This window comes from Hydrogenophaga sp., assembly GCF_031426985.1.
GTDB lineage: Bacteria > Pseudomonadota > Gammaproteobacteria > Burkholderiales > Burkholderiaceae_C > Hydrogenophaga.
The window spans coordinates 1-14,185 of record NZ_JASJOY010000010.1 but is presented as its reverse complement, the minus strand read 5'-3'; the positions used below and the strand labels follow the sequence as shown (position 1 = coordinate 14,185).

Sequence of the window (14,185 nt, the reverse complement as noted above, 5' to 3'; positions counted from 1 at the left end):
CGGCCCCTGTGGCCGGGTCAAGCCCGTTCCACGGGGCCCCTGGAGCCAACTACCCTTCCGACGCGTCGTGACTTGTTCCAGGATGCGGTGGAACCGGCTCTGCCGGGCCACTCGCATCGCCCCCTTGGGGGGTGACGCCGCAGGCGGCGCGGGGGGATCAGTCCAGTCCCCACGGCAGCATCAGCGTCACCGCCAGCAACTGCGCGAACTCCGGTTCGAAGGCGTCGATGATGGCCTGCGGGTCCGGGCACAGGGCTTCGTCGGCGATCACGCCGAACTGCACGCCACCGCCGTAGCTGAGGATGGACACGCCCAGGCCCACGGTGCCGGTCTGTGGCACCCAGAACATGGTCTGCTCCAGCGTGGCGCCGCACAGCTGCAGCTTGGTGGCCGGGCCGGGCACATTGGTCATGACGGCGGTGGTCTTGCGCCCGAACAGCGCCAGCATCGCGTCCTGCGCCGGTTTGATGAGCAGGCCCGCCACCGACAGCAGGCCGAAAGTCAGCAGCGGCTGCAGGCTGCCCTTGAGTTCGTTCATGCGCGCGCGCACCGCGTACACGCGCTCGATCGGGTTGGACAGGCCGATGGGCAGCACCAGCGGCACCAGGCCGAAACGGTTGCCCAGCTTCCAGGCGTCTTCCATGGGGCGCAGGTTGATGGGGACCATGGCGCGGATCTCTTTGCCGGCCGGGTCTTCGCCGCGCGCGCGCAGGTACTGGCCCAGGGCGCCGGCCACGCAGCTGAGCAGCACGTCGTTGACCGAGCAGTTCAACCCCTTGCCGATGGCCTTGACCTCGTCCAGCGGAATCGGCTCGCACCAGGCCACGCGCTTGCGGCCCACCGGCTGGCCCTTGAGCGGCGTGGGCGAGTCGTCGGGCATCAGCGCCAGGGCTGCCAGGTCGCTGGCCAGCTGGCCGCCCATGCGGGCGATGTCCATGGCCTGGCCCAGCGAGTCGCTCAGGCTCTGTTGTGGCGCGGCCAGCGCGGCCAGCGACCGGGCGGCGCCGCCGCCGGCCAGGTCCAGTGCGCGGGCTGTGAGGTCGCCGAAGGGGCGGATCAGCGTGTCGGCCAGCCAGTCTTCGGCGGCTTCCAGTCCCACTTTATCGGGGCCGCTCTTGCGCGTGCGGCGGGGCGGCTCGGCGCCGCCGTCCACCAGGCTCATCATCACGCTGATCAGTGCAATGCCGTCGGCGATGCAGTGGTGGATGCGCGCGATCAGCGCCGAGCCGCCCTGGTAATGCTCGACCAGTTCAAAGTGCCACAGCGGGTGCGCGGGGTTCAGGGCCTGCATGGCCAGGTGTGCGACGCGTTCCTGCAAGGCGGCCTGCTCGCTCTGCCCCCGCGGGCGGGTCAGCGCTTGTGTGCTCACATGGCGCTCCAGGTGGAAGTCGGGGTCGTCCAGCCAGTGCGCGCCGGCGGCGTCTTCGCGCGCCAGCTGCACGAAGCGGCGGTAGGGCAGCAGGCGTTCGCGCACGCGTTGCTGCAGCGCGGTCAGTGTGATGCCCGGCCGCAGGATCCACACGCCCACGATCATCATGTGGTTGGTGGGCGAGTCCATGCGCAGCCAGGCCGTGTCGACCTTGCTCATGCGTTCGCCTTCCAGGCCCAGCGAGCTGGCCAGGGTGCGGCCGGTGGCTTCGGTCTGGGCGGTCTTGGAAATGCGCTGGACCATGTTGTCTCCTGGTCGCCCGTGGTGGACGCGGCTGTGTTGGGGGTGAACGTCTATTTTGCCGGTGGGCCGGCCCGTAAGATACCGGGCCAGTCCCTAGACCGCCGGCGCCTGTTGCGCGCGGGCACCCCCCATCAGGAGAACCGCATGTCCGATCTCAACGCCCGTTTCGAAGCCGCTGTGGCCAACTCCAAGAAACTGGCCGAACGCCCCGACAACACCACGCTGCTGAAGATCTATGGTCTGTACAAGCAGGCCACCACCGGCGACAACACCGAGAAGAAACCTGGCTTCAGCGACTTGGTGGGCCGTGCCAAGTGGGACGCCTGGAGTGTCTGCAAGGGCACCTCGTCGGACGAGGCCAAGCAGCAGTACATCGACCTGATCGAATCGTTGAGCTGACCCACCCCCGCCGCGCTGCGCGCGCGCCCATCAAAGGGGCAACGCGTGTGGCCCGGCGGACCCGGTTCCACTGGGTTCTGGAGCAAACCCCTCGCGCCGGAACAGGGTGGGAATCACGGGCCTGAATGCGCAAGCGTTCAGGCCTTTTTCTTTTTCGCGGCGGGTTTTTTGCTGGCCAGCAGTTCGTCGAGGTTCTTCACGATCTCGCCTTCGATGCGGTCCTTGAACGCGCCGAGCAGGAAGCCGAGCTGGGCGTCCAGTTCGAAGTGGTCGCCCGAGACTTTGAGTGTGCCGCTGACGCCGGAGCGGGTGAACTGCACTTCGTCGCAGTCGTCGCCCTCTTCGTAGGTGCAGGCCATGTCGAAATCGGTCTCGACCTGCTCGGCCCATTGCCAGGCGACCTTGCGCGCGCCGGCCAGGCCCAGCTGGTGGGGGCGTTGGATGTGGATCTGGGCCATGGGGTGTCTCCTCGGGTCTTGGGGTGATCAGTGGCCGCTGGCTGCCAGCGTGGGGCCGGGGGCGGGCAGCAGGGCCTGCAGGGTGGCGTTGCGTTCGGTTTTCGGCTGCTCGGCCAGCGCGCGCACCGCATCATAAAAGCGTGCGAAGTCGCGGCCTTGCGCCTCGAACAGGGCTTCGAAGGCCGGTACCCACTGGTCGTAGGCGGCCTGGGCGCCGAAGCTGGCGTTGTTGGCCTGGCGCACCCAGGCGTCGTAGCCGTTGTAGCCGCCCCAGGTTTGCTGGAGGGTGGCGTAGGCGCGGCGAAATTCCGCCATCACCTCGGCCTTGCGCTGGCGCCGCGTGGTGGTGTCCAGCTGGGTGTCGGCGTACAGCGCCTGCAAGCGTTCGCGGGTGCCGAGCGTGAGCGCGCGCAAGGCGCGGCGCCGGCCATCGAAGCGTTCGTAGTCGCCGCGCGCCGCCTCACCCGCCTGCGCCAGCCAGCGCTGTCCACCCAGTCGCTCCACGGCGGTGGCGAAGGACTCGTTGAACGCGGTGTCGTCCTGGACGTAGAGCACCTGGTGGGCAAGTTCGTGGAACACCAGGCGGGCCAGTTCGCCCTCGGGGTAGCCGATGAAGGTGTTGAGCAGCGGGTCGCCGCCGGCCCAGTTCATCCAGCCCAGGGTGGAATAGGCGGGCACCGGATACACGGCCACTTCCAGATCACCCGGCAGGCTGGCGGCAAAGGCCTGCGCCTGGGTTTCGTCGTAGTAGCCGCGGTAGCCCACGCAGCCGACCACCGGGAAGCACCAGGTCTGCAGCGTGAGCGAGAACTCGGGCGCGGCCACCACGTTGTAGACCGCGGCGCGGCGCTTCAGGTCGGCGTAGCGGTGGTAGCTGGCGTTGTCGGGCAGGGCCAGTTGGGCCGAGGCGAAGGCGCGGATGCGGCGCGCGGTGGTCAGCTGCTGCCGCAGGGCTTCGGACGTCCGGGCGTCGGCGATCCAGTCGTCCACCGGCCGCGCGGCCCGCATCAGCGCCAGGTGCCCGGTGACCGACTGCCAGTAGTAGCCCACGCCGGTGGGGGGGCTGGCGCAGCCGGCGAGTGCCAGTGCGGTGGCGACGACCGCCAGCACGCGCCGGGGAACCGGCTTGGCCGGGCCTCTGGCACGGTCCCCCCCCAGGAGGGCAGACGCGACGCGGCGCAGGGGGGTCACGCTTTCTCGACCTGCACCAGGCAGTCGTAGAACACCGGCCCGCGGCCCAGATCGGTCAGGCGCTGGCTGGTGACTTCGTTGACGTTGGTGCCGTCGGGCCCCAGCTTGCGCCACCAGATGCCCAGACCGTTGACCACGCCGGGGCGGGCGCGTTGGGACACCTTGGCCTTGCAGCGGTATTCGCCGCGGTCGTTGAACACCCGCACCATCTGCCCGCTGCCGATGCCGCGCGCGGCGGCGTCGTCGGTGTGCATTTCCAGCAGCGGCTCGCCTTCGATGTCGCGCAGGCTTTTCACGTTGACGAAGCTGGAGTTGAGGAAGTTGCGCGCCGGCGGCGAGATCATGGCCAGCGGGTGGCGCGGGTCGCTGCCGGCGGTCTCGAAGTTGGGCAGGTGGTCGGGCAGGCCGTCCAGCCCCTGGGCCACCAGGCGGGCGCTGAAGAACTCGCACCGGCCCGATGGGGTGGGAAAGCCGCCGTCGGCGAACGGCGCCTCGGGCACCGGCAGGGTGGCGTACCCCTGGTCCAGCAGCAGCTGGAAATCCACCGTGTCGCCAAAGGCGGTGCGGCACAGGGTTTCATCGTCGTCGGCGAAGCAGGGCTCGTCAAAACCCATGCGCTGTGCCAGCGCCCGGAACACCGCGCTGTTGGGCCTCGCCTGGCCCAGCGGCGCCACCGCCGGGCGGTTGAGCAGCACGTCGGTGTGGCCGTAGCTGGTGTGGATGTCCCAGTGCTCCAGCTGCGTGGTGGCGGGCAGGATGAGGTCGGCGTGGTCGGCGGTGTCGGTCTGGAAATGCTCCAGCACCACGGTGAACAGATCCTCGCGCGCGAAGCCCTGCACCACCTTGCCTGACTCGGGCGCCACCGCCACCGGGTTGCTGTTGTAGACGATCAGCGCCTCGATCTTGGGCCCGAAGTCGGGCGAGGCCTCGCGCAGCAGGTCGTCGCCGATGGTGACCATGTTGATCGTGCGCGGGTTGCGGCCGGCCAGCAGGTCGGGCCGGTGCAGCGCCGCGCGTTGGACCGGGAAATGGCCCGAGGCCGACAGCAGCAGGCCGCCCGCGCGGTGGCGCCAGGCGCCCACCAGGGCCGGCAGACAGGCCACGGCGCGCACCGCGTTGCCGCCGCCGCGCACGCGCTGCATGCCGTAGTTCAGGCGGATGGCGGCGGGCTGTGTGGTGCCGTAGGCGCGCGCCAGGTCCCGGATCTGCTGCACCGGCACGCCGCACACCTCGGCCGCGCGCTCGGGCGGCCATTGCAGGGCGCGCTCGCGCAGGGCGTCCCAACCCAGGGTGTGCTGGGCGATGTAGTCGTGGTCGAGCCAGTCGTGCACGATGAGTTCGTGCATCAGGGCCAGCGCCAGGGCCGCGTCGGTGCCGGGGCGCAGCTGGACGTGTTCGTGGCACTTCTCGGCGGTTTCGCTGCGGCGCGGGTCGATGCAGACCAGGCGCGCGCCGTTGCGTTTGGCCTGCTGGGCCAGGCGCCAGAAATGCAGGTTGCTGGCGATGGAGTTGCTGCCCCAGATCAGGATGAGCTTCGCCTCGGCAAAAAACTCCAGCTTCATGCCCAGCTTGCCGCCCAGCGTGTGCACCAGGCCTTCGCCGCCCGCCGCGGCGCAGATGGTGCGTTCCAGGTGCGAGGCGCCCAGCCGGTGGAAGAAGCGCGCCGCCATGCCTTCGCTCTGCACCTGGCCCATGGTGCCGGCGTAGCTGTAGGGCAGGATGGCCTGTGGGTCGCGTGCGGCGATGGCCTTCAGGCGGGTGGCGATCTCGTCGAGCGCTTCGTCCCAGCCGATCGGGGCGAACTGTCCGCTGCCCTTGGGGCCCACGCGCTTGAGCGGCGTGAGGATGCGCTCGGGGTGGTAGGTGCGTTCGGTGTAGCGCGAGACCTTGGTGCACAGCGCGCCGTCGGTGTGGCGGTGCTCGGGGTTGCCGTGCACCCGCACGGCCACGCCGTTCTCGACCGTGGTGAGCAGGGCGCAGGTGTCGGGGCAGTCGTGCGGGCAGGCACCGCGCACGGTCAGGGCATCGGGGCTGGGGGCTGTGGTGGGGTTGGCGTTCATCGGCGGGGCATGACCAGAGGTCGGCGGGTGGGGCGAAGGGTTGGGTTCTGCGGTAGGCTCCCAGCCCTGCAACAGTCCGGCCCTCCGAGGTGGCCGGATACTCAAAAAACAGCATAGCAGGACCTCCCACATGCGACGTCGCCTGGCCATCTCTTCCCTGGGTTCTTTTGTGGGCGCTGCGGCGCTGGGTGCCTGGGCGCCCCAGGCCCGCGCGCAGAGTGCGGGCGTGGCCGACGACCGCATCGTGCTGGGGCAGTCGGCACCCTTCAGCGGACCGTCCGCCCAGCTGGGCCTGCAGTTCAACCTGGGGGCGCAGCTGCATTTCGAGGCGGTCAACGCCAAAGGCGGCATCCAGGGTCGGCGCATCGAACTGCAGCGCCTGGACGACGGCTACGAGCCCGAGCGCTGCGTGGCCAACACCCGGCAGTTCCTGGGGCAGAACGTGTTTGCCCTGTTCGGCTACGTGGGCACGTCCACCTGCCTGGAGGCGTTGCCCCTGGCGACCGAGGCAAAGATCCCGTTCTTCGCGCCGTGCAGCGGGGCCCAGGCCTTGCGTGAACCCTTCAACCGCTACGCCGTCCATGTGCGGGCCTCGAACTTCGACGAAACCGCGGCCATCGTGCGCCAGGTCACCTCGGTGGGCATCCGCAAGGTGGCGGTGTTCCACCAGAACGACGCCCATGGCAAGGCCGGTCTGGAGGGCGTGCAGCGCGCGCTGCAGGCGCAGAACCTGGCGCCGGTGGCGGTGGGCACGGTGGAGCGCAACGGCACCGAGGTGGCGGCCGCGCTCAAGGACATCCTGGCGGCCCGGCCCGAAGCGATCGTGCAGATCGGCGCGTACAAGGCCTGCGCGACCTTCATCCGTCTGGCGCGCCAGCAGGGTTATCTGGGCAATTTCTACAACGTGTCCCTGGTGGGAACGCAGGCGCTGTCGGACGAACTGGGCGCCATGGCCAAGGGCGTGGTGGTCAGCCAGGTGATGCCGTTCCCGTACGCGCCGGTGATGCCGCTGTCGGGCGACTACCTCGCCGCGCTCAAGGACCAGCGCGGGGTGGCGCCCAACTATTCGGGCATGGAAGGCTTTGTCGCGGCCCGGGTCTTCACCGAAGCGCTCACGCGCGCCGGCCGCAACCTCACGCGCGAGGGCTTCCTCAACGCGGTGGAGGCGCTGCAAAGCCTGAACCTGGGCGGCTTCCCGGTGGAATTCGGCCCCAAGAAACACACCGGCTCGCGCTTTGTGGAGCTGACCCTGCTGACCGAAGACGGGCGCGTGCGCCGCTGACCGACGGGCTTACCCCAGCCGAGGTGAAGGGCGAGCGGGCGGGACAGCCGGCCGGTGCCGTGCTTGGGTAACATGGGCTTTTGTCTGGACAGCCGGTGCGGCGGCATCGGCGCGAGAGGCCCCCATGCAACTGATCGACTCCATCCTCACCCAGGCGGCCAGCCTGTCCACGCTGCGGCGCGACATCCACGCCCACCCCGAGCTGTGCTTCCAGGAGCTGCGCACCGCCGAACTGGTGGCCACCAAGCTCACCGAGTGGGGCATTGCGGTGCACCGCGGCCTGGGCACCACCGGCGTGGTGGGCATCGTGCACGGGCGTGACGGTGGGGCCTGTGGGCGCGCCATCGGCCTGCGGGCCGACATGGACGCGCTGCCCATGACCGAGCTCAACACCTTCGAACACACCAGCCAGCACGCCGGCAAGATGCACGCCTGCGGCCACGACGGCCACACCGCCATGCTGCTGGCGGCCGGGCAGCACCTGGCACAGCACCGGGACTTCGACGGCACGGTCTACCTGATCTTCCAGCCCGCCGAAGAGGGCGGCGGCGGCGCCCGCGAGATGATCAAGGACGGCCTGTTCGAACGCTTCCCCATGGACGCGGTGTACGGCATGCACAACTGGCCGGGCATCCCGGTGGGCCGCTTCGCGGCCAGCACCGGTCCGGTCATGGCGTCGAGCAACGAGTTCCGCATCACCATCCGGGGCAAGGGCGCGCACGCGGCCATGCCGCACAACGGCATCGACCCGGTGCCGGTCGCCTGCCAGATGGTGCAGGCCTTCCAGACCATCATCACGCGCAACAAGAAGCCGGTGGACGCCGGCGTGATCAGCGTCACCATGATCCACACCGGCGAGGCCACCAACGTGGTGCCCGACAGCTGCGAGATCCAGGGCACGGTGCGCACCTTCACCTTCGAGGTGCTGGACCTGATCGAGCGGCGCATGCGCGAGATCGCCGAACACACGGCGGCCGCCTTCGGTGCCACGGTGTCGTTCCAGTTCAAACGCAACTACCCGCCCACCGTGAACCACCCGGCCGAAACGGCGTTCGCCCAGCGCGTGCTGGCCGACATCGTGGGGGCCGAGGGGGTGCTGGCGCAGGAGCCCACCATGGGGGCCGAAGACTTCGCCTACATGCTGCAGACCAAGCCGGGCTGTTACCTGTTCATCGGCAACGGCGACGGCGCCCACCGCGCGGGCTACGCGGGCGGCGGTCACGACGCGGGCCCCTGCATGCTGCACAACCCGCACTACGACTTCAACGACGACCTCATCCCCCTGGGCGCCACCTTCTGGGTGCGCCTGGCCGAGCAGTGGCTGGCCCAGCCGCGTGCCGACAGGGCCGCCGCATGATCGAGCCCAACGCCGCGTTTGCGCCCAGCTACGCCCGCGCGCGGGTGCTGTTCCTCGAAGGGGCGGCGGCGGCCGGCATGGCCATCCGCAGCCACAACCACCCCCTGCCGGGGTTGGTGGGGGAAACCCTGGCCATGGACGTGGCGCTGGACGGCCCGGCCGACGCCGAGCGCCTGCTCGTCGTCAGCAGCGCCTGCCACGGGGTGGAGGGGTTCTGCGGCTCGGGTGTGCAGGTGTTCGCCACACACGACGAAGCCTGGCGCGCCCACGCGCGCGCGGCCGGCGTGGCGGTGCTCTACATCCACGCGCTCAACCCGCACGGGTTCTCGTATCAGCGGCGCGTGACGCACGAGAACGTGGACCTCAACCGCAACTTCCAAGACTTCAGCCAGCCCCTGCCCGACAACCCGGTCTACACCGAGCTGCAGCCCTGGCTGCTGCCCGAGACCTGGCCGCCGTCGGCCGCGGTCGCCTCGGCCATCGAACACTGGGAGGCGCAGCATGGGGCGGCCGCCTTGCAGGCGGTCGTCTCGCAAGGCCAGTACCGGCACGCCGACGGTCTGTTCTACGGCGGCCAGGCGCCCACCTGGAGCCAGCAGACCCTGCGCACCGTGCTGCGCCAGCACGCGCAGCGCACGCGGAGCCTGGGCTGGATCGACCTGCACACCGGCCTGGGCCCCAGCGGCGTGGGCGAACGCATCTGCGCCTGCCGCGACGATGCGGCCGCGCTGCGGCGTGCGCGCGATTGGTGGGACAGCGGCGGGCAGACCCCGGTGACCTCGATCTACGACGGCTCGTCCACATCGGCCCGGCTCACGGGCCTGATGTGGAACGCCGCCTACGAAGAGTGCCCGCAGGCCGAGTACACCGGCATTGCGCTGGAATACGGCACGAAGCCGTTTCCCGAGGTGTTGAAGGCCCTGCGCGCCGACCACTGGCTGCACCGGCACCCGCAGGCGCCCGAGGCGCAGGCGCGGGCCATCCGCCAGCAGATGCGCGACGCGTTTTATGTGGACACCGACCCCTGGCGCGCCCAGGTGGTGGTGCAGGCGCGGCAGGCGCTGTTCCAGGCGGTCGACGGTTTGTCGGCCTGAGCGGCCGACGCGCGGCGGACCCGGCCGCTCAGCCCTGCAGGGCCATGCGCGCCGAGTCCACGTACAGGCGCTCCATCGCGTCCAGCGGCTCAAAGGCCGCGGCGCGTTCGAGCAGGGCGGTGGACCGGTCCATGGCGGCGTCGCCTTCGAGCAGCAACCAGCCCTGTGCGACCTCGGCCTGGGTGATGGCCGAATCCGGGTTCAATGCCAGGGCGCGCGCGTAGTGGGCCAGCCCCACGTCCTTGCGGGCGCCGTAGGTCATGCCCCCGATCAGCTCGCCCACCTTGTCGATGATCTCGGCGTGAAAGCTGCCCACGGCCAGGTGGGCTTCGGCGTGCGCGGGCGCCAGCGCCAGCGCGCGGTCCAGCGCCTGGCGGATCTGCCCGCCCAGCCCTTGCGCCAGCGCCTTGGTGACGCTGATGCCCTGGCTGTAGCGCCCCAGCGCGTAAGCCTGCCAGTACCAGGCGTTGGGGTTGTCGGGGGCACTGGCCTGCTGCTGGCGCGCCTGGTCCGCCGCCGCCAGCCAGCGCTGCAGGCGCGCGGATTCGTGGGCTTCGACGTAACTGGCGTGGACGCAGGCGGCCTTGTTGGCCAGGGTCAGGCCGTCGCCGCCCAGATGCAGGCCGTGTTCGGCTGCGGCCTGGAAGTCACCGTTGTGGAACAGCAGCCAGCCGTCGAGCAGGCGCGGGTCGTCGGGCAGGGGTTCGGCGTCGCCGCGGTGCAGGCGGCTCCAGTGCGCCCGCAGGCTGTCGGCCTGCAGGTGCGGGCCGGCGTGGGGGCAGGGTGTCCAGGGGCGGGTCCCGGTCATGGTGCTCAGGTGGGGGTCTGGTAGACGCCGGCCAGGCGCAGCAGGTGCTGGCGCTGGCCCGCTTCCAGATAGGGGGCCAGCAGGTTGAGCACATGTTGCGCGCCGCGCAGCAGGGCCTGCTGCGCGTTGTCGGGCTCCAGCGCGCGGCGCGGGTCGCGCACGTACTCGTAGCTCAGCCAGTAGGTCAGCACCACCACCATGCAGTTGGCGGTGGCCTCGACCTCGCGGGTGTCGATGTCCAGTGCCCCGCTGCGGCTCATGCCCGAGAGCAGGGCGCGGATGGCGCGGGTCTTGTTTTTCAGCACGGCCTGGAAGCGCGTTTCCAGCAGGCGGTTCTTGGACAGCAGGTCGTTGAGGTCGCGGTAGAGGAAGCGGTATTCCCAGATGATCTCGAACAGCGAGTGCAGGAAGAACCAGGCGTCCTCCACGTTGCGCACACCGTCGGCCGCGCCCAGCAAATCGCTCAGCGCTTTTTCGTATCGCTCGAACAGCGAGTTGATCAGCTCGTCCTTGGCCGGGTAGTGGTAGTACAGGTTGCCGGGGCTGATGCCCAGCTCGGCCGAGATCAGCGTGGTCGAGACGTTGGGTTCACCGAAGCGGTTGAACAGGTCCAGCGTCACTTCCAGGATGCGTTCGGCGGTGCGGCGCGGGGCTTTTTTGGCCATGGGTTCCGGTTCTGGTCAGGCGGTGGGCTGCAGGGCCTGCAGGCGGGCCTGCAGCTCGTCCAGCGTGGTGTGCAGGCGTTGCGCGGCGGCGTTGGCGCTGCGCAGGGGGCGCAACAGCTGGCGCCCGGCGTCGTCCAGCGCGGCGGTGTCGATGCGCACGCCGTGCCGTGCCAGCTTCGGTGCCAGCTGCGCCCGACGTGTGCGCAGCATCTGCCGCGTCTGCTGGTAGGCGTGTTCGGCCAGCTCGCGGCGCTGGCGGTAGCTGAAGGTGTTGGCAAAGAACAGCTCGGCGTCGCGCTGGTCGGGTTCGATCAGCACGATGTCGGTGTCCGGGTAGCTGCGCTCGTACTGCTTGAAGCCCAGCGCCAGCCGCGAATGGATCATGGAGCGGAAGGTCTGGCTCATGACCGCGGGCAGACCGCCTTCGACCAGCGAGGGGATGCGTTGCGGGCCGCTGTCGGCCGGCGCGGCATGCGGCTGCGCAGGAGGCTCGGCATGGAAGGGCACCAGCGGGTTCAGGCACAGCAGCAGGTCCACGCCCTCGTCCAGGGCCACGCTGGCGTGCAGGGTTTTTTTCAGCGCCCCATCCACGTAGTGCTTGCCGTCGATGGCCACGGGCGGGAACAGGCCGGGCAGGGCTGCGCTGGCCTGGATGGCGCGCGAGATCGGCACGTGGTCCCAGCCCGGACGGCCAAACGGCGCGGCCTCGCCGGTGTCCAGCTCGGTGGCCACCAGGGTCAGGCGCGCGCGCAGCTGGCGGAAGTCGTTGCTGCGGCCGGGTCCGCTGAACAAGGCCTCGATCTGGCGGTGGATGCCCTCGTTGTCGAGCACGCCGGTGGGCAGGGCCGCGCCCAGCCGTTCAAAGGCTTGCGTGGCCGACTTGCCCTGCACGCCCCAGTCCCACAAGGCGGCGCCCAGCAGGCCGGGCAGGCGCTGCAGGCGCGCGCCGAACTCGGCCCAGGCCGGGGTCATCAGCCAGGCGGGGTCGAACCGGTGTTCGGTGGCGCGGTCCTCGATGAAGGCCTCGCACAGCTGGCGCGGGGTCAGGCCGTTGGCCAGGCCGGCGACGATGAAGCCGCCCGCCGAGACGCCCACGTAGTGGTCGAAACCGTTGAAGTCCAGACCTTGCAGCGTTTCGTCGAGCGCGCACAGCGCCCCGATTTCGTAGATGGCGCCCAGCGGACCACCGCCGGCCAGTGCCAGCGCGGTGCGCGGCTTCGATCGTGACGGAGGGCGGTGGCGGCGGGTCGTCATGGTTTTGAGTGTAGACCTCGGGTGGGGCCGAATCTGCTGCATCGCAGCACGGGGGCCAGACGGCACAACGGGGCGTCGTGCGCCCCGTTGTGTTGGTGGGTGGGCCGTTCAGGCCGGCCGGGTGTCAGGCCGCCTTGCTGCGGCTGGTGGCCTTGCGGGCCGCCGGTTTCTTGGCGGCGGGAGCCGCCTTGACCGGGGCTTTGCGCGCCGCGGGCTTGGTGGCCGCCTTGACCGTTTTGACCGGCTTGGGGGCCGCCATGCCGGGGTGCAGCTGGTGCACCTGCTGGGTCAGGGCGTCGATGCGCTCCATCAGCGTTTCGATGTCGCGCGCCGAAGGCACGCCCAGCTTGCCCAGGGCCTTGGCCACGCGATCTTCAAAGATGTTTTCCAGCTTGTCCCACTGGCCGGCGGCTTTGCTGCCGATGTCGTTGGCCATGCTGCTCATGCGGCTGGTGGCTTCGTTGATGCGCTCTTCGGCCACGGCCTGGGTCTTGCGCTGGATGGACAGGCCTTCCTTGACCAGGGTGTCAAACGCCTTGCCGCCTTCGGCCTGCGCCTTGGAGAACGCGCCCAGGCCGGCCAGCCAGATTTGCTGGGCCGAATCCTTGATGGCGCCCGACAGTGGGGACGCGCCGGCGGCTGCGGCGGAAGCGGTGGATTTCTGAACTTTCTTGACCATGGTCGGACTCCTTTGATGGGGACAGGGATGTTGGCGACGACCGTGACCGTGCCATGCGAAGACTGTACGGCGCGGCAGGCGGCCCTGTGTAGGGGCCTGCGACTAATCGGGTCGCGGGTTTGTGCGGAAACGGGGCCTCTGGCGGCTGCGCAAGAATGGCGGGCTGCACACCGCCACAACGACCTCAGGAGAAACGCAATGCACTACTTCGTCACCGGCGCCACCGGCTTCATCGGCAAACGGCTTGTCCAACAACTGCTGACGCGCAAGGGCGCGGTGGTGCACTTCCTGATCCGCCCCGAAAGTGAGGGCAAGGTGGCGGCGCTGCGCGAGTACTGGGGACTGAGCGGGCGCACCGCCGAAGCGCGCGCGGTGCCGGTGTTTGGCGACCTCACTGCCAAGAAACTGGGCGTGAGCGCCGAGGCCACCAAGGCGCTGAAGGGGCAGATCGACCACTTCTACCACCTGGCCGCGGTGTACGACCTGGGGGCCGACGAAGACAGCCAGATCGCCGTCAACATCGAAGGCACGCGCAACACCGTGGAATTTGCCAAGGCCATCGGCGCGGGGCACTTCCACCACGTCTCGTCCATCGCCGCTGCGGGCCTGTACGAAGGGGTGTTCCGCGAAGACATGTTCGAGGAGGCCGAGAACATCGACCACCCGTACTTCATGACCAAGCACGAGAGCGAGAAGATCGTGCGCACCGAATGCAAGCTGCCGTGGAGCGTGTACCGGCCCGCGCTGGTGGTGGGCGACAGCCGCACCGGCGAGATGGACAAGATCGACGGCCCCTACTACTTCTTCAAGCTGATCCAGCGCATGCGCCAGATCCTGCCGCCGTGGATGCCCAGCGTGGGGCTGGAGGGCGGGCGCATCAACATCGTGCCGGTGGACTTTGTGGTGGCCTCGCTGGACCACATCAGCCACCAGAAGCGCGCCAGCGGCCAGTGCTTCCACCTGGTGGACCCGATGGGCTACCGCGTTGGTGACGTGCTCGACATCCTGAGCAAGGCGGCGCATGCGCCCAAGATGAACCTGTTCATCAACGCGGCGCTCATGGGCTTCATCCCCAAAAGCGTGAAGAAGGGCCTGATGGCGCTGGCGCCGGTGCGCCGGGTCTACCGCGCGGTGATGCAGGACCTCGGGCTGCCCGAGGACATGATGAATTTCGTCAACTACCCGACGCGTTTTGACTGCCGCGACACCCAGGCCGCGCTCAAGGGCAGCGGCATCGAATGCCCCAACCTCAAGGACTACGCCTGG

General features: G+C 69.6%; 13 protein-coding genes. 5 read left to right on the top strand and 8 right to left on the bottom strand.

Annotation, left to right across the window (positions count from 1 at the left end; all coding sequences use genetic code 11):
• Window positions 1–157: 157 nt before the first annotated feature.
• Complete coding sequence (locus tag RMP09_RS01610) at window positions 158–1,672, bottom strand: wax ester/triacylglycerol synthase family O-acyltransferase (protein WP_409559667.1); 1,515 nt, start codon at window positions 1,670–1,672, stop codon at window positions 158–160.
• A 144-nt stretch (window positions 1,673–1,816) separates the two neighbouring features.
• Here RMP09_RS01610 and RMP09_RS01605 point away from each other — a divergent pair, with 144 nt between their 5' ends.
• Window positions 1,817–2,071 carry an acyl-CoA-binding protein gene (locus RMP09_RS01605; RefSeq protein WP_310564263.1) on the top strand — a complete coding sequence of 85 codons (255 nt, stop codon included), beginning with the start codon at window positions 1,817–1,819 and terminating at the stop codon, window positions 2,069–2,071.
• A gap of 137 nt (window positions 2,072–2,208) precedes the next feature.
• On the opposite strand, the gene RMP09_RS01600 is transcribed toward RMP09_RS01605, so the two are convergent.
• The 3 genes from RMP09_RS01600 to RMP09_RS01590 all read right to left on the bottom strand — a co-directional run bounded on the left by RMP09_RS01600 (window position 2,209) and on the right by RMP09_RS01590 (window position 5,780).
• On the bottom strand, window positions 2,209–2,529 hold the full coding sequence (locus RMP09_RS01600) for a polyhydroxyalkanoic acid system family protein (RefSeq protein ID WP_310564262.1): 321 nt from the start codon (window positions 2,527–2,529) through the stop codon (window positions 2,209–2,211).
• 27 nt (window positions 2,530–2,556) lie between these two features.
• Window positions 2,557–3,639, bottom strand: a complete 1,083-nt coding sequence (locus tag RMP09_RS01595; RefSeq protein ID WP_409559668.1) for an aminopeptidase — start codon at window positions 3,637–3,639, stop codon at window positions 2,557–2,559.
• A gap of 77 nt (window positions 3,640–3,716) precedes the next feature.
• Window positions 3,717–5,780, bottom strand: coding sequence for a molybdopterin oxidoreductase family protein (locus RMP09_RS01590; RefSeq protein ID WP_310564261.1), 2,064 nt, complete (start codon window positions 5,778–5,780; stop codon window positions 3,717–3,719).
• Between the two features lie 130 nt (window positions 5,781–5,910).
• Here RMP09_RS01590 and RMP09_RS01585 point away from each other — a divergent pair, with 130 nt between their 5' ends.
• From RMP09_RS01585 to RMP09_RS01575, 3 genes are all read left to right on the top strand, one after another.
• On the top strand, window positions 5,911–7,062 hold the full coding sequence (locus RMP09_RS01585; RefSeq protein ID WP_310564260.1) for an ABC transporter substrate-binding protein: 1,152 nt from the start codon (window positions 5,911–5,913) through the stop codon (window positions 7,060–7,062).
• Between the two features lie 124 nt (window positions 7,063–7,186).
• Window positions 7,187–8,419 (top strand): M20 aminoacylase family protein, encoded by a 1,233-nt coding sequence (locus RMP09_RS01580; RefSeq protein WP_310564259.1) that lies wholly within the window; start codon window positions 7,187–7,189, stop codon window positions 8,417–8,419.
• Complete coding sequence (locus tag RMP09_RS01575; RefSeq protein ID WP_310564258.1) at window positions 8,416–9,513, top strand: M14 family metallopeptidase; 1,098 nt, start codon at window positions 8,416–8,418, stop codon at window positions 9,511–9,513. The genes RMP09_RS01580 and RMP09_RS01575 overlap by 4 nt, the downstream gene beginning before the upstream one ends.
• Window positions 9,514–9,541: 28 nt before the next feature.
• On the opposite strand, the gene RMP09_RS01570 is transcribed toward RMP09_RS01575, so the two are convergent.
• The 4 genes from RMP09_RS01570 to RMP09_RS01555 form a co-directional block, all read right to left on the bottom strand.
• Window positions 9,542–10,321 (bottom strand): hypothetical protein, encoded by a 780-nt coding sequence (locus RMP09_RS01570; RefSeq protein WP_310564257.1) that lies wholly within the window; start codon window positions 10,319–10,321, stop codon window positions 9,542–9,544.
• Between the two features lie 5 nt (window positions 10,322–10,326).
• A complete protein-coding gene (locus RMP09_RS01565; RefSeq protein ID WP_310564256.1) occupies window positions 10,327–10,986 on the bottom strand; it encodes a TetR/AcrR family transcriptional regulator in 660 nt (219 codons plus the stop codon).
• A gap of 15 nt (window positions 10,987–11,001) precedes the next feature.
• Window positions 11,002–12,240, bottom strand: coding sequence for a patatin-like phospholipase family protein (locus RMP09_RS01560; RefSeq protein WP_310564255.1), 1,239 nt, complete (start codon window positions 12,238–12,240; stop codon window positions 11,002–11,004).
• A 124-nt stretch (window positions 12,241–12,364) separates the two neighbouring features.
• Window positions 12,365–12,919, bottom strand: coding sequence for a phasin family protein (locus RMP09_RS01555; RefSeq protein ID WP_310564254.1), 555 nt, complete (start codon window positions 12,917–12,919; stop codon window positions 12,365–12,367).
• A gap of 198 nt (window positions 12,920–13,117) precedes the next feature.
• Here RMP09_RS01555 and RMP09_RS01550 point away from each other — a divergent pair.
• Window positions 13,118–14,185, top strand: a 1,068-nt coding sequence (locus tag RMP09_RS01550; RefSeq protein WP_310564253.1) for an SDR family oxidoreductase, incomplete at its 3' end; no start/stop codon positions are given.